An 18,868-nucleotide genomic window follows, 5' to 3' on the forward strand; every position below is an offset into this window, starting at 1 on the left:
GCGACCGGGGCACCCCCGCGAGGGGGACGCCGGGGGGTCCCGGCCCCCCCGGCCGGCCCTGGCGGGGACGGCACCCGGTGACCACCGTCGGATCAGCGGTCGGCCGAGCCGGTGGCTCAGCTGACGGTGAAGAGCAGACAGGTCAGGATCAGGCAGGTGTACTGGCAGCCGTTGCCGTGGCCGGTCAGCTCGACGGACTCGGTCTCCGGCAGGTCCTGCAGCGCCGCGAGATCGGTCTCGAAGTCCACCGTGTTCTCCATGGTCGGTTCCTCCCCTTGAGGTTGCGCCCACCGCGATCTGCGCGCGGGCGTCGGGTATCGCACCCCGGGCGGCCTCCATCCACCGCGTCGGGGTCGTGCCCCGGGCCTCGGCGGGCCCGGGAGTCTGTGGGTGTGGGTCTGTGGGGTCGTGGGCCCTGGCGGGGTGCTCAGCCCGGCCGGCCGGTCCGCAGGAACGCGGCCAGCAGCTCGTGCAGCACGGCGGCGCCCTCCTCGGCGAGCACCTCGTGCCCGGACCCGGCCGCCTCGACGTACCGGAAGTCCTCGCCCTCGATCCGTCCGATCCGCAGCAACTCGTGCCGCAGCGAACGGGACTGGCTGACCGGCACGACCTCGTCCCGGTTGCCGTGCACCACCAGCAGCGGTGCGCTCAGCCGGTGCGCCAGCTGCAGCACGTCGCGCGGGCCGCGGGCGTCCGCGATCGGCTCGCCGCCGCCCAGGCGGGTGGTCAACGCCCGTACGGGGGGCGCCGCTTCGGCCAGCAGCCGGGCGCCGGACAGGAACGGGGCGACCACCGCGCAGCGGGCGACCTGCTCGGCCGGTGCGTGCGCGGCCGCCAGCAGTGCCAGGAACGCGCCGTAGCTGACCCCGAACAGTGCGGGCGGCTCCAGGCCGAGCGCCGCGCGCTGACCGGCGATGCCCTCCAGCAGGTACAGCACGTCGTCCAGGTCGGGCCCGCCCCAGTTGCCCCGGATGGCCAGCGCGTGCGCCACGCCGTAGCCCGTGGAGCCGCGCTGGTTGGGCGCGACCACCGCCAGGCCCTCGGCGGCCATCCGCTGCAGTGCCGGGTCGAACTCCAGCCGCCAGGCGTCGGCCGGCCCGCCGTGCAGCGCCAGCACCAGGTGCGGGCTGCTCAGCCAGGCGTCGCCGCCGTACACGACGGCCTCCAACGGGCCCGCCGGGCCCGCCAGTTCGAGGCTCTGCGCGGGCTGCCAGCGGCCGCCCTCGCCGGGCGGGGTGCTGCCGTCCAGCCGCCAGCCGGGCGGTGGGGTCCGGACGGCCGGCACCCCGCCCGGCTGCCAGGGCAGGACCGTGTCCCGCCACGGGCCGGGCAGTCCCGAGGTCAGCGGCGCGAGTTGCAACGGCAGCGGCATCGGGCCGGTGGGGGCCGGGACCGGACCGTGCGCCAGCAGCGCGTCCACGTCCAGGGTGGCCAGCGCCGCCGGGTGGTCGGGCGAGGAGTAGGGCAGCCGCAGCCCCGCCGCGTCCCAGTGCCCGACCGCGCCGAGCCGTCCGGGGGGCACCGGCAACGGGTCCAGCCGACCGGTGGACGGCCGCCACAGCGCGAGGGCGGACCCGGCGCCGTGGTCGATCTGCACCACGACCCGGGGGCCGTCGGCCCCCTGCCGCAGCGCGACCGGCCGCAGGAACATGCCCGCGACGTGCAGACACTCCGGGAACCGCAGCGGCTCGCCGCCGCCGAGGACGCCCCAGCCGAGCCGGTCCGCGCCGGGGGCGTCGCTGCGCACCATCGCGAACCGGCTGTCCGGGTCGAACAGCGCCAGCCGGTCGTTGCTGCGCTCGCCGATCTCCAGCAGCGGGGTGGTGGTGCCGCTACGCAGGTCGAGCGCCACGCTGCGGACCAGGCCCGCGTGCACCCGGTCCAGCGCGAGCAGTGCGCCGGTGCGGTCCAGCCAGGTGCCGCCGCCGTGCAACCCCGCGATCTCGGCGACCCGTTCGGGCTCGCTGCCGTCCGTCCGCACCAGCCAGACGGTGGTCGCCGGACGGGTGTCGGTGCCCAGGGCGACCGCCACCGGCGTCCGGGGCCCGGCGCCGACCGGCACCGGGAGCGGCAGCAGCCGCAGCCCGGCCATCCGGAGGGAGGCCAGCGGCTGCTCCACGGTGGCGGTTTCGCCGTAGTGGAGGCGGACCAGGTCGTGCCGCTCGCCGTCGTGCCGGCAGACCAGCGCCGAGCCGTCCGGCAGCGCGACCAACTGCGAGCGCAGGCTCTCCGAGCGGTTGCCGGACAGCGGCAGCGCGAGCGGCGCGGCCGGGGTGTCGTCCTGCGGCAGCCGCCAACTCTCCACGTACCAGCCGCTGTCCGCGGACGAGGCCAGGCACGCGGCGTGGCTGCCGTCGGCGGCGAAGGTGAAGCTCAGTCGGCGCAGGGCCTGCGTCACGGTCCGGGTGGCCACGTTCATGCTCCGCCCACCCCGCTTCCGTCGGGCGGGAGCCGGTGCTTGCCCGGCGGGAGCCGGTGCCCGTCCGGAGGAAGCCGGCGCCCACCCGGCGGCACCGGGTCCAGCCAGAGCCGGGGTCCGCCGTGGCGCAGCCGCAGCAGGAAGGCCAGCGGGCCCGTCGTGCCGGTCCCGTACGCGGGGGCGCAGCCGGTACCGGTCTCGTCCGGGAGCACCAGGAGGCCGTCGCGCAGGGCCGCCCGGGCGGCCAGCAGGGTGGCCAACTGCTCGGCGCCGGTGCGGAATCCCGGCTCGCCGGTGGCCTCGGCGAGGTCCAGCAGGTACTCGCCGTCGCCGGCCAGTCCGTGGCAGGCGCTCGCTCCGCCGTGCCAGCGGGCGGCCAGCACGGCGCGTCCGGCGGCGCGGGCCAGGCCGAGCGCTTCGGTGTCGCCGGTGGAGCGCCAGAGCCGCAGCAGGAAGCTGCCCGCGCCGGAGGAGCCGCTGCACCAGTGCGCGAGCCGCACGTGCTCCGGGTCGTCGGCGCTCTGTGGCCACCAGGCGCTCTCGCGTCCGGTGCCCGGGCGGTCGCCGGGCCCGTCGCCCCACCGCACGGTCGCGGCGAGCGTCCGCCCGGCTTCGGCGGCGCCGGCGAGCAGGGCCCGGTCCCCGGTCGCACCTGCGGCGGCCAGGAGGAAGGCACCCACGCCGGCCACGCCGTGGGCGAAGCCGAGGTGGGTGATCCCGGCGAGCGCCGAGTCGAAGTCCCGGGGCACCGGCCAGACCGTCCCGTACGGCGTCCGGCGGGCCGCGGCGAGCAGGGCGCGGGCGCCGCGGGAGGCCCGGTCGAGGAAGTCCGGATCATCGACGTCATCTGCTGCGAATCGGAGTCGGGTGAATCCGGCGCCGGCTGCGCCGTGGCAGACATCGGGGTTGGGCCATTCGACGGCGATCCGGCGGGCGAGCGCGGCGGCGCGGTCGGCGAGCGCGGTGTCGCCCAGCGCCCGGGCCGCGTCCAGCAGGGCCCAGGCCGTGCCCGACCGTCCGAAGTGCAGCCCGGGCAGCACCACCGGTTCGGCGGCGACGCGCCGCTCGATCCAGCCCGCGGCGGTCCGGGCCGTCCCTGCGGCCTCCGCCCGCACCCCGGCGGGCAGTCCCTCGGTCGCGACCGCCCGCGCCAGTACGGCCAGCACCCCGGCGGCGCCGTGCTGCACGTTGCAGGGGTCGGTCCGCTCGCCCGCGGGCACCACGGGCCACAGCCGGTCCCGTCGCTCCGGCGTCGCCGTGGCGGCGAGGTGCCGCAGGCCGTCGTGCAGGAGACGGTCGTGCAGGGCGGGGTCGAGCGCCGGGGCACCGGCGGCGGTGTCCGGCGAAGCGGAGCCGGTGCCCGGTGCTCGGAAGAGGACGTCCGGAGCGGCGGAGGTGGTGGTCGGCGCCGCAGTGGCGGTGCTCCCGGGAGTGGGGGTCGTGTGGGCGGCGCCCGGCCTGGCGGCGGCGTGCCAGAGGGGCGCGACGGCGGCGGGTCGCGCGGGGCCGCGCCCCGGCGGCGGGTCCGTGACGGCGGGCGTACCGGCCTCCACCGATCCCGCGTGCAGCGCCTGCCGCACCCGGGCGACTCCCCACCGCTGCCCGGGTTCCTCGGCCCGCAGCCCGAGGACCGCCGGGGCCAGCCGGCGCGCGGTCGCTCCGGTGCGGGCCGCGAGGGCGAGCCAGCGGCCGAGGCGTTCGGCGACCGGGCGGGCCTGGGGGAGGTCGTCCGGCAGGAGCGGGTCGTGACCGGTGGCCAGGAGGAAGAGCAGACCGCCGAGGGCGTACAGGTCGACGGCCGGGTCCGCGACGCAGCTGCTCGCGGGGGCGAGCCGGCCGGGCCCGTGCTCGGGCGCGCGGTAGCCGGGGGTGCCGGCGGATCCGGCGGCCCGGCCGGCCTCGGCGGCGAGTTCGAGGTCGACCAGCCGCAGGGTGCCGTCCGGGCGGACCATGACGTTGCCGGGGGAGAGGTCGCGCAGCACCAGGCCCTGGGCGTGCACCCGTTCGACGAGGTCGAGCAGGGCGTGGGCGACCGGCCCGGCCTCGGTCCAGTCGACGTCGGGGCTGCCGTCGCGGCGCAGCCGGGCGGCGACCCAGCTGCCGAGCGGCAGGCCGGCGACGCGTTCCTGCACCAGGAAGACGGAGTCGTCCTGTTCGATCAGTTCGACGGCGCGCGGCGCCAGGTCCTGCCCGCTCAGGCGGTCGAGCAGCGCGGCCTCGTGCCGCAGCGCGTCGCGGGCGTCGGTGCCCGCGCGGTCGACCTCGATGTGCGCCCGGGCCTGCTTGACCACGACCTCGGCGCCGCTCGCCGCGTCCCGTCCGAGGAACACCCCGCCCTTGGCGCCGTGCCGCACGGCGGCGGTCACCGCGTAGCGCCCGGCCAGCAGCACGCCGCCCTTCCGCTTGGCCGAACCCGAACCCGAACCCGAACCCGAACCCGAACCCGGGGCCGGGGCCGGGGCCGAACCCGAACCCGGAGCGGGTGGCGCCGCGGCGGCCCGGGTGCGCAGCGGATCCCGCGCCCACCCCGGAGCCCGGTACGACCCGCCGCGCACGTCCTCGGTCCGCTCCCCGCCGGGCCCGCGCAGCACCGACCGGTACGCCCCGTCGTTGCCCAGCTCCGCCGGCAGCGCGAACGCGCCGTACCGGTAGTGCACCCGGCTCCCGGGCCGGTAGGGCCGGTCGGAGAGCACCACCGGCCCCGGCAGCCCGGCGGTGGCCCGGTCGAGCTCGGCCGCCAGCCGCTGGAACTGCGCGTCGTCCGCCGGGTAGACGGTGATGAACTTGCCCGCCGAACCACGGTCGCTGTTACGGGAGTTGAGCTCGCTCAGCCGCCCCTGGGCGGCGGCGAACTTGAAGCTGCACGGATCTTCGGCGAGCACCCGGACGACGGCCGAGAGCACCTCCTCGCCCACCACGGACGCCGCGCTCACGTGGAGCTTCCACCCCTGCTCGGGCAGCGGCGAGGACGCGGACGGCCTGGCCGTGCACCAGAAGCCGCCGACGGTGACGTCCCAGTCGCCGTCGCCTCCCCGGCCTCCGGCACCGGCCAGTGCCGCCCGCGTCGTCTGCGGCCACGAACCGGCATCGTCCGGTCCGCGCCCCACCGATCCCCTGTCCCCGGCCGTACGCAGCGATGTGCCCGCCCCCATTCGCCACCACATCCCTTCGTGTCCGCCGCCGCCGCGGGTGCCCACTGCTCGGGCACCCGGGCGTACGGCCCGGCCTGATCGGTTTCCGTCGGGGTCCCCGTCGCCGCCCGGCCGCACGGGGCGACAGGGCGGCGGGGGTGCGGCCGCCGGCGGCCCACTCGGGGCTACTGCCGGGGCAACTCCCGTTCGCAGGACTGAAGTTAGTTTCGAGAAAACCGGCTGCTCAACGCAGAGCCGGTCACTTCACTCGTAAGGGTGATCCGGGGGCGGTTTCGAATTCGTGCGAGAGCGCCGGTGTGCGCAACGGGCGCCCGGCGCACCGGCGCGCACGGCCCGCGCGGGGTCGTCCGAGCGCCCCTCGCCGCAGGTTGACGCGCATCCGTGCGCCCACGGCACCCCCGTCCGAACCCGGTCCGCGCGCCCGCCGCGAGCCGTTCGAACCCCCGCGCCGATCCGGCGTCCGCCGCCGCGTCGACCCCCGCGTCGAACCCCGCGTCAACCCCCGCACCGATCCGGAGCCGGACCCCGCGCCGACCCGACGTCCACCCCCGCCGGACCCCCGCCGGACCCCCGCGGCACCCCCGTGACCGCCCCGCGGCAGCCCCGGCCCCCGAACGGCCGAGGCCCGATCGCCCCCGCGCGCACGGTAGTCTCGACAGGTGCCGAAACTGTCCGACGTCATCACCGCGCTCGAAGAGGTCTACCCGCCGGAGTGGGCGGAGTCCTGGGACGCCGTCGGCCTGGTCTGCGGGGACCCTCAGGCCGAGGTCCGCCGCGTGCTGTTCGCCGTCGACCCCGTCCAGGCGGTCGTCGACGAGGCCGTGGAGTGGGGCGCCGACCTGGTGGTCACCCACCACCCCCTCTACCTGCGCGGCACCACCAGCGTCGCCGCCACCACCTTCAAGGGCCGGGTGGTGCACACGCTGATCACCAACGGCATCGCCCTGCACGTCGCCCACACCAACGCCGACCACGCCGACCCCGGTGTCTCGGACGCGCTCGCCGAGGCGGTGGGCCTGCGGGTGACCGGTCCGCTGGTGCCGGACCCGACCGACCCGCTGGGCCGTCGCGGCAGCGGCCGGATCGGCCTGCTGGAGCCCCCGCTGCCCCTGTCGGCGTTCGCCGCGCGGGTCGCCGAGGGCCTGCCCGCCACCGCCGCCGGCGTCCGCGTCGCCGGCGACCCGAACCGGCTGATCAGCCGGGTCGCGGTGTGCGGCGGCTCGGGCGACGGCTTCTTCGCCGACGTCCGGGCGGCCGGTGTGGACGCCTACGTGACCGCCGACCTGCGCCACCACCCGGCCTCCGAGGCCGCCGAGGCGGCGCCGGTCGCGCTGGTCGACGCCGCCCACTGGGCCACCGAGTGGCCCTGGCTCGGCCTGGCCGAGCGCGCCCTGCAGTCCGCTGCGGACAAGCGCGGCTGGACCGTGGAGACCAAGGTCTCCCACCGGGTCACCGACCCGTGGACCGCGCACGCCCCCATGTCCTTCACCGCCTGACCCGATTCACAGGAGCTCTCCGCTTGAACGCCGCGCCCGCCGACCAGATCCGCCTGCTCGACCTCCAGGCCATCGACTCGAAGCTCGACCAGCTGGCCCACCGGCGCCGGACGCTGCCCGAGCACGCCGAGATCGACAAGGCCTCCGCTGACCACACCGCCCTCAAGGACCTCGTCGTCGCCGCCGAGGCGCAGAAGGGCGACACCGCCCGCGAGCTGACCAAGGCCGAGCAGGACGTCGAGCAGGTCCGCAGCCGGGCCGCCCGCAACCAGCAGCGGCTGGACTCCGGCGCGATCACCTCGCCGAAGGACCTGGAGAACCTCCAGCACGAGATCGGCTCGCTCTCCAAGCGCCAGGGCGACCTCGAAGAGGTCGTGCTGGAGATCATGGAGCGCCAGGAGAGCGCCCAGAGCCGGGTCGAGGAGCTGTCCGCCCGCCTGGAGCACTCCACCGTCGTCCTCACCGAGGCCGAGGGCCGCCGCGACGCCGCCTTCGCCGAGATCGACACCGAGGCCGACAAGGTCAAGCGGGACCGCGAGACGGTCGCCGCGGTCATCCCGGCCGACCTGCTGAAGGTCTACACCAAGCTGCGCGAGACGCAGGGCGGCGTCGGCGCGGCCCGCCTCTACCAGCGCCGCTGCGAGGGCTGCCGCACCGAGTTCTCGATCACCGAGGTGAACGCCATCAAGGCCGAGCCGGCCGACAAGGTCGTCCGCTGCGAGAACTGCTCGCGGATCCTGGTCCGCACCGCCGACTCGGGCGTCTGAGTCGGTGGCGGCGCGCTTCATCGTCGAGGCGGACGGCGGGTCCCGGGGCAACCCGGGTCCGGCCGGCTACGGCGCGGTGGTCCGTGACGGGGACACCGGGCAGATCGTCGCCGAGGCCGCCGAGTTCATCGGCCACGCCACCAACAACGTGGCCGAGTACAAGGGCCTGATCGCCGGGCTGAGGGCGGCCCGTGAGCTCGACCCGGACGCCTCGGTGGACGTTCGGATGGACTCCAAGCTGGTCGTCGAGCAGATGTCCGGGCGCTGGAAGATCAAGCACCCCGACATGCAGCCGCTCGCCGCCGAGGCCCGCACCGTGTTCGCGCGCGGTCGGGTCAGCTACACCTGGATCCCGCGCGAGCGGAACAAGGACGCCGACCGGCTGGCCAACGAGGCGATGGACGCGGGCAAGGCCGGACGGCAGTGGGAGCCCAGGCCGAAGGCGGTGGCCGTCGACGAGCCGCCGCTGGAGACCGCCGCCCCCAAGGCCGGCTGGGCCGCCCCCGCCGACCTCGGCACGCCGACCACCTTCGTCCTGCTGCGCCACGGCGAGACCCCGCTCACCCCGGAGAAGCGCTTCTCCGGCAGCGGCGGCAGTGATCCGGAGCTCTCCGACAAGGGCCGCTGGCAGGCCGAGCGGGCCGCCGAGGCGCTGGCCGCGCGCGGCAGCGTCCAGGCGGTGGTCGCCTCCCCGATGCGCCGCACCCGGCAGACCGCCGAGACCGTCGCCGCCCGGCTCGGCCTGGAGGTCCGGTACGAGGACGGGCTGCGCGAGGTGGACTTCGGCGACTGGGAGGGGCTGACCTTCGCCGAGGTGCAGGAACGCCACCCGGCCGACCTGGCGGCCTGGCTCGGCTCCGCCAAGGCCAAGCCGACCGGCAGCACCGAGAGCTTCACCACCCTCACCCACCGGGCCGGTGTCGCCCGGGACAAGATCATCGCCCGGTACGCGGGGAAGACCGTGCTGGTGGTCTCGCACGTCAGCCCGATCAAGACGCTGGTCCGGCTCGCCCTCGGCGCCCCGCCGGACTCGATGTACCGGATGGAGCTGAGCGCCGCCTCGATCTGCGCCGTCCAGTACTACGCGGACGGCAACGCCTCGCTGCGGCTGCTCAACGACACCTCGCACCTGCGCTGACCCATGTCCCGGTCCCGCTCCCCACGCCGGGGCGCGGGAGCCGGGACCGGGGCGGGCGCCGGTCGGCGCGGGGTCAGTGCACCTCGGTGACGACCACGTCCAGCTGCCACGGCTTGCGGGCCGTGCCCTCCGCCGCCTGCTCCACCCGGTGGCCCAGCGCCGACAGCGCGTCCATCAGCTCGCCGGGCGTCTTCGGCTCGGCCCCGGCGACCAGCAGGTCCCGGACCAGGCGGCCCTTGGTCGCCTTGTTGAAGTGGCTGACCACGGTGCGCCTGCCGTCGCGCTCCTGCAGCACCCGGACGGTCGCGGTCCGGGAGACCACCTCACCGGCCGGCTTCCACGCCGCCGCGTACGCGGAGCTGCGCAGGTCCAGCACCAGCCCGTCCGCCACCTCCGGGAGCACGTCGGCCATCGCGCTCCGCCAGTACGCCCCGAGCGCTCCGGGGCCGGGGAGCTTCACGCCCATCGAGCAGCGGTAGGAGGGGATCCGGTCGGAGATCCGCACCGCGCCCCAGAGACCGGAGAAGACCAGCAGCGAGCGCTCGGCACGATCGCGGGCGGCCGGGTCCAGGGTGGCCAGGCCGAGGTTGTCGAACAGCACGCCGGTGTAGACCTCGCCCGCCGGACGGGCCCCGGCGGTCGGCAGGCCCGCGTTCTTGGCGATCTCGCCGCGCAGCCCGGGGGAGAGGCCGAGCACCCCGGCGGCGGTGTCCTCGTCTCCTCGACAGAGGCCGACCAGCGCGTCCAGCACCGCCCCGCGCGCCGCCGTCAGCCCGGGCAGCGACAGCCGGTCCAGCGCCACCGGCCCGCCGTCCCCGGACCCGGCCTTGCCCTCCGAGGGCGGCAACAGCACCAGCACAGCGGACTCCTCAACACTTTGTGGCGGACGAACCCCGCCACCCTACTGCGGCCGCCCCGGCCCCCAGCGCCACGCAGAGGGGCGAGTAGTACCGGCGGTCCAGCCGCCGGAACCGCTCCGAGCGCTCGATCACGCTGCCGAACAGCGCCGGCCCGCCGATCCCGCGCGCCAGCAGCACCCCGGCCACCGTCCGCACCCCGGCCCGGCGCACCCGTCGCGACCCCGCCCCGGGCAGCACCCCGGCCTCCGCCCCCACCAGGTACGCGGCCGTCCCCAGCAGCCCCGCCACCGCGAGACAGGCCGCCGCCGGCGGCACCCCGTCACCGGTGCCCAGCACGGCGTCCGCGAACTCCTCCGGCGACCCCAGCGGCCACGGCGTGACCGCCCACACCGCGTGCAGCGCCCCCGTCGCCGCCAGCGCGCCCGACACCACGACCCCGGTCGTCCTCACCGCACCGCTCATCACCCGAACCCCCTTCGTGCGGACCGTCTCCGACCCCCACCCTACGAACCCTTACACCGCCCCCGGTGCCACGGCTCCGTCCCACCCGGTCCCGCCCGACCGGGTGGGACGGAGCCGTGGCGACAATCGGGTGGGAACATCCCGCGCCCGCCACTACCGTGAGCAGCGAGGAGAGTGATCGAGATGACCCTGCGACCCCTGGACCTGGTGCCCGACGACGGCGACGCCGTGGAGGAGTCGCTGTCCGTGCGGCTGCCCGCGGGCCTGCCGGAGGAGACGCGGCAGGCGCTGGAGTTCGCGCTGCGGGCGACGGCGCAGGCGGTGATGGCCGGCCGGGTGCGGGTGACCGGCGCACCGGGCGGGTCGGACACCGCGGAGCTGGCCTTCGAGGTCCGGCAGTCCGAGGTGCCGGAGGCGCTCACCGACCGGGCCGGCCCGGGCCGGGCCGAGCGCCGGGCGGCCATGGTGGCCCGGATCCGCGCCGCCAACGCGGAGACGCTGGAGAGGCTGAAGGACCTGTGAGGGAGTCCACCGAGTACCTGGACCTGGAGGACGTCACCTACCTCGCCGGCGGCCCGGAGAACATCCGCGACCTCGGTGGCCTGCTCTCGGCGATCGCCCGTCCGCAGGCGAGCCTGTTCGGCGGCGACGCCTACCCGGACCTCTGGTCCAAGGCGGCCGCCCTCGGGCAGAGCCTGGCCCGCAACCACCCCCTGGTCGACCGGAACAAGCGGACCGCGTTCGAGGCGATGCTGCTGTTCCTGGACTACAACGGGGAGCCGTACACCGACCCGCGTCCGGACGAAGCCGTGGCGTTCATGCTGCGGCTGGCCACCGGCGGGTACGACGACGCGCTCGCGCTCGCCGCGAAGGACCTGAAGTCCCTGCTGGGACGCTGAGCCTCCGTCCGGAATCACCCGATTCGCCCTACGCTGCCTCCATGCCTCGCCGAAAACTGCGCGTCAAGGCCGCCGACTCCGCCCGGATCAACACCGAGCTGACCGAACTCCGCACCCGCCTGGAGGTCCACACCGAGTGGCCGGAGGAGGTGCTGGCCGAGGCCGAGGAAGCGGCCGAGCGACCCCGGCTGCCCGAGCACGACGCCACCGACCTGCCGCTGTTCACCGTCGACCCGCCCGGCTCGCGCGACCTCGACCAGGCCATGCACCTCACCCACCGCGCGGGCGGCGGCTACCGGGTGTACTACGCGATCGCCGACGTCGCCGCCTTCGTCCGCCCGGGCGGCGCGATCGACACCGAGGCCCGCCGACGGGTCGAGACCCTCTACTTCCCGGACCACCGCGTCCCGCTGCACCCCACCCGGATCTCCGAGGACGCCGCCAGCCTGCTGCCCGGCGAGCCCCGGCCCGCCCTGCTCTGGCAGCTGGACCTGGATGCCGACGGCGCCGTCGTCCTCGCCGACCTGCGCCGCGCCCTGGTCCGCTCGCACCGCCGCCTCGACTACGCCGCCGTCGAGCGCGCGGTGGACCTGGGCGGTGCCGACGAACAGCTCGCCCTGCTCGCCACCGTCGGCCGGCTGCGCGAGGAGCAGGAGCGCGCCCGCGGCGGGATCAACCTGCCGGTGCCCGAGCAGGAGGTCGAGGAGACCCTGCACGGCTACGTCCTCGGCTACCGCGCGCCCGGCCCCGCCGACGGCTGGAACGCCCAGATCTCGCTGCTCACCGGCATGGCCGCGGCCGAGCTGATGCTGGACGCGGGCGTCGGCCTGCTGCGCACCCTGCCCGCCGCGCCCGCCGGCGCGTACGAGCGGCTGCGCCGGATCGCCGCCGCACTGGACGTGCCGTGGCCGCAGGCGCTCCCGTACCCGGAGCTGATCCGCTCCCTGGACCCGGACGTGCCGCTGAACGCCGCCTTCCTGAACGCCTGCACGGGCCTGCTGCGCGGCGCCGGCTACCACGCCTTCGACGAGTCCCGCGGCCTGCCCGCGCCCGCCGCGCCGGACCACGCCGCGCTCGCCGCGCCCTACGCGCACTGCACCGCGCCGCTGCGCCGCCTCGGCGACCGCTTCGCACAGGAGGTGTGCGCGGCGGTGGCGGCGGGGGAGGACGTGCCGGACTGGGCGCGGGAGGCGCTGCCGGACGTGCCGGCGCTGATGGCGGGCGGAGACCGCCGGGCGGGCGAGGTCGAACGGGCCTGCGTGGACCTGGTGGAGGCGGAACTGCTGGCGGGCCGGGAGGGCGAGGACTTCCCCGCGGTGGTCATCGACGTGGACGAGAAGCGGCCCGCCGCCGGGACCGTGCAACTGCGCGACCCCGCCGTCCGGGCCCGCTGCGACGCGTCGGCCACCGCCGCGGACGGCGCCGCCGGCCGGCTGCCGCTCGGACGGGTGATCGACGTCCGGCTGACGAAGGCCGACCCGGTCACCCGAACGGTCCGCTTCGCGGCGGTGTAGCGGGCCACGGGTGGCGGGCACACGGCGCGGCCCGCCACCCGTACGGGTCCGTCCCACCTCCCGCGGCCGGTCCGCAGTGGGAGGATCGGTCCGTGCTCGATGCCCAGTCCCCCGCCGTGGCGCCCGCGCCCGCACCCGGGCGGCGCCGCCGGCTGCTCGTCCTGGCGATCTGCTGTCTGAGCCTGTTCATCGTCGGCCTCGACAACACCGTGGTGAACATCGCCCTGCCCGCGATCCAGCGTGACCTGCACGCCCCGGCGTCCGGGCTGCAGTGGATCATCGACGCCTACACCCTGGTGCTGGCCTCGCTGCTCATGCTGTTCGGCTCGGTGGCCGACCGCTTCGGCCGCCGCCGGGTGTTCCAGACCGGGCTGGTGTGCTTCGCGCTCGGCTCGCTGCTGTGCAGTCTGGCGCCGAACCTGCAGTGGCTGGTGGCGTTCCGGGCGCTGCAGGCGGTGGGCGGTTCGATGCTCAACCCGGTGGCGATGTCGATCATCACCAACACCTTCACCGATCCGAAGGAGCGGGCCCGGGCGATCGGCGTCTGGGGCGGCGTGGTGGGCATCTCGATGGCGCTCGGCCCGCTGCTCGGCGGCTTCCTGGTGGACGGCGCGGGCTGGCCGTCGATCTTCCTGATCAACGTCCCGGTCGCGCTGGCCGCCATCGCGCTGACGGCCCGCTACGTCCCGGAGTCCCGCTCGCCGCGGCCGCGCCGACCGGACCCGGTGGGGCAGCTGCTGATGATCGTGCTGCTCGGCTGCGGCACCGCCGCGATCATCGAGGGCCCGGGCAACGGCTGGACCTCCCCGCTGATCCTCGCCCTCGCCGGGGCCGCCCTGGCCGCGCTGGTCGCCTTCCCGCTGTGGGAGCGACGGGTGGCCGAGCCGCTGGTGGACCCGCGGTTCTTCGCCAGCGCGCCGTTCACCGGCGCGACCGTCACCGCGGTCTGCGCCTTCGCCGCGCTCGGCGGCTTCCTCTTCCTCAACACCCTCTACCTGCAGGACGTCCGGCACTACGGACCGGTCGAGGCCGGCCTCTGGACACTGCCGATGGCCGGGATGATGCTGGTCTGCGCGCCGCTGTCCGGACGGATCGTCGGCAGCCGGGGCCCGCGCCTGCCGCTGGTCGTGGCCGGGCTCGGCCTCGCCGCGAGCGGCCTGCTGCTCACCCGGCTGTCCGCCGACTCCCCGCCGTCGCTGCTGCTGGCGGCGTACGCGCTGTTCGGTTTCGGCTTCGGCATGGTCAACGCGCCGATCACCAACGCCGCCGTCTCCGGCATGCCGCGCGCCCAGGCGGGCGTGGCGGCCGCGGTCGCCTCGACGAGCCGTCAGGTCGGCCAGTCGCTGGGCGTCGCCGTGATCGGCACGGTCGTCGCCTCGGCACTGGTCGGCCCGGTCGCGACCGGCTTCGCACAGGCCAGTCACGCCGGTTGGTGGATCCTGGTCGGTCTGGGCATCGCGATCCTCGTACTGGGCCTGGTCACCACCACCGCCTGGGCGGGCGCGACGGCGGCCCGGGTGGCCGCCCGCCTCGGCGGCGAACCGCCCGCCGTCCGGTCCGGTGTACGGGAGGCACCGCCCGAGCGGCTACGATGACCACTACGGCGGAAGAGCCGGCCGGGCGGTCGCGACGGGTCACCAGACCCGCCGAGGAACGTCCGGGCTCCACAGAGCAGGGTGGTGGGTAACGCCCACCCGGGGTGACCCGCGGGACAGTGCCACAGAAAACAGACCGCCCTCCGCTTCGTGCGGTGGGTAAGGGTGAAACGGTGGTGTAAGAGACCACCAGCGACCGGGGTGACCCGGCCGGCTAGGTAAACCCCACCTGGAGCAAGGTCAAGATCGGTGCCCTCGGGCGCCGTGCGCGGACGATTGAAGGCTGCTCGCCCGAGTCCGCGGGTGGACCGCACGAGGCTGTCGGCAACGGCAGCCCTAGATGGATGGCCGCCTCCCCGGGCCGCGCAAGCAACCCGGGAGACAGAACCCGGCGTACAGGCCGACTCTTCCGCCCCCTCCCCGCCCCCCCGGGCGGGACGCCCCGCGACTACGCGGGACGCCCGGCGACTACGCGGGACGCGCGCCGACGGCGTCGCGGATCTGCTCGCCGAGGCCGCCGTTGACGCGGGCGCAGTTGGCGCAGCAGAAGAACATCCCGGCCACTTCGACGCCGTGGCCCACGATCCGGACGGTGCACTGTTCGCAGCGCGGCGCGAGCTTCTCCATCGCGCACTCGAAGCTGTCGAAGGTGTAGGTGTCGCCGGTGACCGTCTTGATCTCGAAGGCCAGCCAGTAGTCGTTGCCGCAGGTGACGCAGATGGCCATGGCGGCCGTCTCCTTCCGGTGGGGCCGCCCCCGGCGGGGCGGCTCCTCCCAGTGTCGAAGGCCCGGTCGGTGGCGGCCACCCGGCGGGACTGTCGGGCGGACCCCGGCTCAGTCCGGGGACGGGCCCTGGCGTTCGGAGAGGTCCGCCAGGGCGCGGACGGCGCGTTCGGCGTCGTCGGCGGCGACGAACAGGTGGTCGTGGTGGAAGCCGGCCACCACGTTGCAGCTGATCCCGTCCTCGGCGAGCCGCGCGGCCACGGCCGCGGTCAGGCCGACGGCCTCCAGGGCCGAGTGGATCTGCAGGGTGATCCAGGCCGCCACGTACTCGTAGCGCAGCCCGAGGGCGTCGGCCTCCTCCTGGGTGACCACCACCGTCACCCCCTCGGGCTCGGCGACGGTCACCACCGGCCGCATGCCGGCGGGCACCTTCGCGGGGAGGGTGCAGTAGACGTACCGCCCCGGGTTGAGCAGCGGGCGCATCCCGCGCAGCAGCGTCGCAAGATCTCGTTCTCCGGCCATGCCCGCCACCGTAGCGGCTGGGCGGCGGCCGCGTCCGGGCCTGGCGGCCGTGTCGGGCGCGGCCGGGCGGTCCGCCGGGGGTTCGGCTCCCTCCGTGGGGGCCTGCGCCTGTGGACCGGGTGACATCCGCGGTGGGGCCGGTCAGTTCGGGGTGGGCCAGGTCCGGAGGAGCTTGCGGGCGGCTCCGCTGTTTCCGAGCTGGTAGACGGCGACGGCGGCGGGGCGCACGGTGAAGGCGTCGAACGGCTCGGCCTCGATGGTCGTGAGGTCGTCGAGAGTGGCGAAGCCGACGGTGATGTGGGATTGGTAGCGGTCGGGCCCGATCTGCGCCGGGACGTAGCCGTCGACCCAGTCGAGGGTGCTCCGGCTGATGCCCTCTCCGGGGTCGGTGACGAAGGCGGCGGCCGTGCCGCCGGACTCGGTGAACGGGGTGATCGCAGCGAGCAGCGCGGCCTGGAAGTCGAGGACCTGCGGTCCGGGTCGAAGGAGGATGGCCGCGAGGCCCTGCCCGGGCACGCCCCAGTCGGCGTGCCTGATGGCGACGGCCCGGTAGGACAGGGTGCCGGTGTCGGTCGCGGCCAGGGTCCGGTGGACGGCCTCGTACGCGTCGTCCAGGTCGGTGGTCCGGACGTAGCGCTGGAGGGTGGTGATGTGCGGTTGGTGGGAGGCGTCCAGGGCGAAGCCGTCCGGGACGCTCTCGCGCATCCGGGCGTTCCAGGCCCGGGCGTGCCTCAGGGTCGTCGAGTCCGGGTTGACGAGCACGTCGACGGCGGTCAGGTCGTTCAACGGGTCCTCCTGGTCAGAACAGGGTCGTCCAGTCGTTCTTCATGCTCACGACGGTCCAGCCGAGTTGCTCGGCGGTGGCGAGCGAGGCCTCGGCGCCCTTGGTGTAGGCGTACTCCCGCTGGTCGTCGTCGTGGCGGACGAGCAGCGCGAACGCGGCGCTCCGGAGCATCTCGATGTCGACGTCGGCGTTGCCGCCCGCGAAGGCGGGCAGTCGGCCGGTATGGGCGAAGATGTGCTCGGGCTTGCCCGGCCCCAGGTCCAGGCCGCCCAGGAGCTCGCGGGAGCGGACGATCCTGCCGTCGGTGTAGGTGTAGGCGGCCGCTGAGCCGATGACGTTCTCCTTCGGGATCCCCCAGGTCTCCTCGGAGAACACGCGCATGAAGTCGCGGCCGCCGCCCGAGCACACGAACACCCGGAACCCGTTCGCGCGCAGGAGGGCGAACAGTTCCAGCATCGGCCGGTAGACCAGCTTCGTGTACGGGACGCCGAACCGCGGGTCCCGCACCGTCGTGGTCCACTCCCGGACCCGCGCGTCGAACTCCTCGGGCGTCGTGCCCGCCCACGACCGGGCGAACGCCTCCAACAGGCTCGCCACCGCCTGGGGCTCCTGCGTCGCCAAGCCCTCGAAGAACTGCTGGTCCCGCTCCACGAGCGCCTTGTACGGCTGTCGTTCCGCGAGCGAGGGGTCGGCCTTCACCTCCTCCTCCCAGGCGCGGAACACGAAGTCGAACTGCGGGGGCATCGGCTGCTCCACCCAGAGCGTGCCGTCGTTGTCGAACGTGGCGATCCGGTCGGCCGGCTCGACGAACGCCCCACCCGGCGTCGTCGCCTCGTGGACGAAGTCCAGGATCGCCTTCCTGGCCGGTCCCTCTTTCCAGCTCGCCAGCACCTGTTCGGTCACGGGCCACTCCTCTGCTCGGCAGTCGCGTCGTCCTCGCACGGCGACTCAGGGGCGTTCGTGAGGCCATGGTCGCCCCGGACGGCTTCGGGCACTGTGCAGACACGTCCGACACCCGCCGGTTACCGGCGAACCAGCCGCTGACCTGCGCGGTCAACCTTCAGTGCCACAAACCGCTGTCCGTGCATCCTCGGCGGCGACCGGTCAAGGTTCGGCGCCCCGGGCCGTCGGCGATATATCGGAGAATCGTTGACGAGCGACAGTCACCGATATATCGTCGAACTATCGAGACAGTGACTCGACTGGATCGGAGAACCAGGAGGTGGGCGCCATGCGCTCAGGAATGCGATTTCGTGGAGAGGGCCCGGGCGACGGCCGCTGGCCGGGGCCGGGGCCGGGGCCGGAGTTCAGGGGGATGCCCGGAGAGGGTTTCGAAGGTCGGCAGGCGTTCGGCGGCTTCGGCCCGCCGTTCGGCGGCGGAGGCCCCGGGCGGCCGATGGGCGGCCCGTTCGGGCACGGCTTCGGTGGGCACGGCGGCCGGCGCGGAGGCCCGCACGGGCGGCGCGGCGGACGGGCACGGCGCGGTGACGTCCGCGCCTCGCTGCTGGCCCTGCTCAAGGAACGGCCGATGCACGGCTACGAGATGATCGCCGAGATCACCGAGCGGACCGGCGGGGCCTGGCGCCCCAGCCCGGGTTCGATCTACCCCAACCTCCAGCTGCTGGAGGAGGAGGGCCTGATCACCGCGGAGGAGGTCGGCGGCAAGCGGCTGGTCTCGCTCACCGAGGCGGGCCGCGCCGAGGCCGACGCCGGACCGGCGGAGCCGTGGGCGGAGGCCGGCCGGGAGGTCGACTGGGAGGCCGTCCAGGAGGTCGGTCAGGCGCTCGCCGCGCTCGACCAGGCGGTCCAGCAGGTCATGCGGACCGGCAGCGAGGCGCAGCGCGCCAAGGGCCTGGCCGTGCTGACCGAGGCCCGCAAGAAGCTCTACCTCGTCCTCGCCGAGGATGACTGACCGGCGCGGGGGGAGACGCACCGACGTGACGGGCGGTGCCGCTGCTCACGGGTGGACCACGAACAGGGCCGCACTGACCAGCAGCAGCACCGCCCAGCCGAACCAGAGCCAGCCGTTCGGGCCGATCGTCACCGTGTAGAGGCTCACCGCGAGCAGCAGCACCCCGGTGACCCCGGCGACCTGCCGGTTGTGGTGGGCGATCGCCCGGGAGCCGCTGCGCGGGTGCCGTACCGTCCTGGCCATGCCGACCTCCCGGGAGGGCGATGGGGGAGCGGGCGGCCCGCCGGCCGGAAGCCGTGTCAGCCGGAGGCCTTCACGGAGGCCGCCTCGTCGTACTCGTAGCGCCAGAACCAGCTCAGGCCCCGTACCTGCTTGGCCCGGACGTACACCAGTGTGCGCGCGGCGGCGTCGCCGTGCGCGGGGACCGGGACCTTGTACTTCTTGGGCACGCCGAGCATCGGCCCCAGGGGGACCGGCAGGACCGTCCCGTCCAGGGGGCCGCCGACGAATTCGGTGTCCGCGCTCTTCATCCCTCCAGGGTCTCACCTCCGCGCGGGTGGGTGGTCTCCCCGCCGGGTGGCCGGGAACACCCCGGTGGGAAGGGAAACAGGAGGCCTCGTGAGGG

At 75.3% G+C, this 18,868-nt stretch carries 19 protein-coding genes and 1 other RNA gene; 9 read left to right on the plus strand and 11 right to left on the minus strand.

Annotation, left to right across the window (positions count from 1 at the left end; genetic code table 11):
* Nucleotides 1–116 precede the first annotated feature (116 nt).
* From ACFV04_RS29005 to lanL, 3 genes are all read right to left on the minus strand, one after another.
* Entirely contained in the window at nt 117–260 is a 144-nt protein-coding gene (locus ACFV04_RS29005) for a VenA family class IV lanthipeptide (protein ID WP_158835523.1), read from the minus strand.
* Between the two features lie 167 nt (nt 261–427).
* Nucleotides 428–2,419, minus strand: coding sequence for an alpha/beta hydrolase family protein (locus ACFV04_RS29010; RefSeq protein ID WP_380347153.1), 1,992 nt, complete (start codon nt 2,417–2,419; stop codon nt 428–430).
* Nucleotides 2,416–5,526, minus strand: a complete 3,111-nt coding sequence (gene lanL, locus ACFV04_RS29015; RefSeq protein ID WP_380533557.1) for a class IV lanthionine synthetase LanL — start codon at nt 5,524–5,526, stop codon at nt 2,416–2,418. Before lanL ends, ACFV04_RS29010 begins: the two co-directional genes overlap by 4 nt.
* Before the next feature lie 704 nt (nt 5,527–6,230).
* On the opposite strand from lanL, the gene ACFV04_RS29020 reads away from it, so the two are divergent.
* The 3 genes from ACFV04_RS29020 to ACFV04_RS29030 are packed head-to-tail and all read left to right on the plus strand — an operon-like array spanning nt 6,231 to nt 8,972.
* Nucleotides 6,231–7,067 (plus strand): Nif3-like dinuclear metal center hexameric protein, encoded by an 837-nt coding sequence (locus ACFV04_RS29020; protein WP_360249578.1) that lies wholly within the window; start codon nt 6,231–6,233, stop codon nt 7,065–7,067.
* 23 nt (nt 7,068–7,090) lie between these two features.
* Nucleotides 7,091–7,834 carry a C4-type zinc ribbon domain-containing protein gene (locus tag ACFV04_RS29025; protein WP_360249581.1) on the plus strand — a complete coding sequence of 248 codons (744 nt, stop codon included), beginning with the start codon at nt 7,091–7,093 and terminating at the stop codon, nt 7,832–7,834.
* Nucleotides 7,835–7,838: 4 nt separating this feature from the next.
* Complete coding sequence (locus ACFV04_RS29030; RefSeq protein WP_380533560.1) at nt 7,839–8,972, plus strand: bifunctional RNase H/acid phosphatase; 1,134 nt, start codon at nt 7,839–7,841, stop codon at nt 8,970–8,972.
* Between the two features lie 73 nt (nt 8,973–9,045).
* Here ACFV04_RS29030 and yaaA read toward each other — a convergent pair whose 3' ends face one another.
* Nucleotides 9,046–9,831 carry a peroxide stress protein YaaA gene (gene yaaA, locus ACFV04_RS29035; RefSeq protein ID WP_380347146.1) on the minus strand — a complete coding sequence of 262 codons (786 nt, stop codon included), beginning with the start codon at nt 9,829–9,831 and terminating at the stop codon, nt 9,046–9,048.
* Nucleotides 9,832–9,841: 10 nt separating this feature from the next.
* The gene (locus tag ACFV04_RS29040) at nt 9,842–10,294 is read right to left on the minus strand and encodes a DUF3995 domain-containing protein (protein ID WP_380347145.1); all 453 of its coding nucleotides are present in this window, start codon (nt 10,292–10,294) and stop codon (nt 9,842–9,844) included.
* A 183-nt stretch (nt 10,295–10,477) separates the two neighbouring features.
* On the opposite strand from ACFV04_RS29040, the gene ACFV04_RS29045 reads away from it, so the two are divergent.
* The 5 genes from ACFV04_RS29045 to rnpB all read left to right on the plus strand — a co-directional run bounded on the left by ACFV04_RS29045 (nt 10,478) and on the right by rnpB (nt 14,714).
* Complete coding sequence (locus tag ACFV04_RS29045) at nt 10,478–10,816, plus strand: hypothetical protein (RefSeq protein WP_360249592.1); 339 nt, start codon at nt 10,478–10,480, stop codon at nt 10,814–10,816.
* On the plus strand, nt 10,813–11,193 hold the full coding sequence (locus ACFV04_RS29050) for a type II toxin-antitoxin system death-on-curing family toxin (RefSeq protein ID WP_380347143.1): 381 nt from the start codon (nt 10,813–10,815) through the stop codon (nt 11,191–11,193). The genes ACFV04_RS29045 and ACFV04_RS29050 overlap by 4 nt, the downstream gene beginning before the upstream one ends.
* Nucleotides 11,194–11,234: 41 nt before the next feature.
* Nucleotides 11,235–12,707: an RNB domain-containing ribonuclease gene (locus tag ACFV04_RS29055; RefSeq protein WP_380347141.1), complete on the plus strand. Its 1,473-nt coding sequence runs from the start codon at nt 11,235–11,237 to the stop codon at nt 12,705–12,707.
* Nucleotides 12,708–12,799: 92 nt separating this feature from the next.
* Nucleotides 12,800–14,302: an MFS transporter gene (locus tag ACFV04_RS29060; protein ID WP_380347140.1), complete on the plus strand. Its 1,503-nt coding sequence runs from the start codon at nt 12,800–12,802 to the stop codon at nt 14,300–14,302.
* A gap of 13 nt (nt 14,303–14,315) precedes the next feature.
* Nucleotides 14,316–14,714: RNase P RNA component class A (gene rnpB / locus ACFV04_RS29065), an RNA gene on the plus strand.
* Nucleotides 14,715–14,770: 56 nt separating this feature from the next.
* On the opposite strand, the gene ACFV04_RS29070 is transcribed toward rnpB, so the two are convergent.
* From ACFV04_RS29070 to ACFV04_RS29085, 4 genes are all read right to left on the minus strand, one after another.
* Complete coding sequence (locus ACFV04_RS29070; RefSeq protein ID WP_380347138.1) at nt 14,771–15,028, minus strand: Prokaryotic metallothionein; 258 nt, start codon at nt 15,026–15,028, stop codon at nt 14,771–14,773.
* A 108-nt stretch (nt 15,029–15,136) separates the two neighbouring features.
* The gene (locus tag ACFV04_RS29075; RefSeq protein WP_380347137.1) at nt 15,137–15,547 is read right to left on the minus strand and encodes an ACT domain-containing protein; all 411 of its coding nucleotides are present in this window, start codon (nt 15,545–15,547) and stop codon (nt 15,137–15,139) included.
* A 141-nt stretch (nt 15,548–15,688) separates the two neighbouring features.
* On the minus strand, nt 15,689–16,333 hold the full coding sequence (locus ACFV04_RS29080) for a hypothetical protein (protein WP_380533564.1): 645 nt from the start codon (nt 16,331–16,333) through the stop codon (nt 15,689–15,691).
* Nucleotides 16,334–16,346: 13 nt separating this feature from the next.
* The gene (locus tag ACFV04_RS29085) at nt 16,347–17,234 is read right to left on the minus strand and encodes an HAD family hydrolase (RefSeq protein WP_380533566.1); all 888 of its coding nucleotides are present in this window, start codon (nt 17,232–17,234) and stop codon (nt 16,347–16,349) included.
* A gap of 328 nt (nt 17,235–17,562) precedes the next feature.
* On the opposite strand from ACFV04_RS29085, the gene ACFV04_RS29090 reads away from it, so the two are divergent.
* The gene (locus tag ACFV04_RS29090) at nt 17,563–18,243 is read left to right on the plus strand and encodes a PadR family transcriptional regulator (RefSeq protein ID WP_380533568.1); all 681 of its coding nucleotides are present in this window, start codon (nt 17,563–17,565) and stop codon (nt 18,241–18,243) included.
* Between the two features lie 45 nt (nt 18,244–18,288).
* On the opposite strand, the gene ACFV04_RS29095 is transcribed toward ACFV04_RS29090, so the two are convergent.
* Both ACFV04_RS29095 and ACFV04_RS29100 read right to left on the minus strand, forming a co-directional pair.
* Nucleotides 18,289–18,486, minus strand: coding sequence for a hypothetical protein (locus ACFV04_RS29095; RefSeq protein ID WP_360249613.1), 198 nt, complete (start codon nt 18,484–18,486; stop codon nt 18,289–18,291).
* 56 nt (nt 18,487–18,542) lie between these two features.
* Nucleotides 18,543–18,773 (minus strand): hypothetical protein, encoded by a 231-nt coding sequence (locus ACFV04_RS29100; protein WP_380533570.1) that lies wholly within the window; start codon nt 18,771–18,773, stop codon nt 18,543–18,545.
* Between the last annotated feature and the right edge of the window lie 95 nt (nt 18,774–18,868).

Source organism: Kitasatospora sp. NPDC059599 (assembly GCF_042735125.1).
Taxonomy (GTDB): Bacteria; Actinomycetota; Actinomycetes; order Streptomycetales; family Streptomycetaceae; genus Kitasatospora.

Bases quoted from the DNA above. Each gene is read 5' to 3' on its own strand.
- ACFV04_RS29005 (WP_158835523.1), bottom strand. From the start codon at position 260: ATGGAGAACACGGTGGACTTCGAGACCGATCTCGCGGCGCTGCAGGAC.
- ACFV04_RS29010 (WP_380347153.1), bottom strand. From the start codon at position 2,419: ATGAACGTGGCCACCCGGACCGTGACGCAGGCCCTGCGCCGACTGAGC.
- ACFV04_RS29040 (WP_380347145.1), bottom strand. From the start codon at position 10,294: ATGAGCGGTGCGGTGAGGACGACCGGGGTCGTGGTGTCGGGCGCGCTG.
- ACFV04_RS29045 (WP_360249592.1), top strand. From the start codon at position 10,478: ATGACCCTGCGACCCCTGGACCTGGTGCCCGACGACGGCGACGCCGTG.
- ACFV04_RS29055 (WP_380347141.1), top strand. From the start codon at position 11,235: ATGCCTCGCCGAAAACTGCGCGTCAAGGCCGCCGACTCCGCCCGGATC.
- ACFV04_RS29070 (WP_380347138.1), bottom strand. From the start codon at position 15,028: ATGGCCATCTGCGTCACCTGCGGCAACGACTACTGGCTGGCCTTCGAG.
- ACFV04_RS29075 (WP_380347137.1), bottom strand. From the start codon at position 15,547: ATGGCCGGAGAACGAGATCTTGCGACGCTGCTGCGCGGGATGCGCCCG.
- ACFV04_RS29090 (WP_380533568.1), top strand. From the start codon at position 17,563: ATGCGCTCAGGAATGCGATTTCGTGGAGAGGGCCCGGGCGACGGCCGC.
- ACFV04_RS29095 (WP_360249613.1), bottom strand. From the start codon at position 18,486: ATGGCCAGGACGGTACGGCACCCGCGCAGCGGCTCCCGGGCGATCGCC.
- ACFV04_RS29100 (WP_380533570.1), bottom strand. From the start codon at position 18,773: ATGAAGAGCGCGGACACCGAATTCGTCGGCGGCCCCCTGGACGGGACG.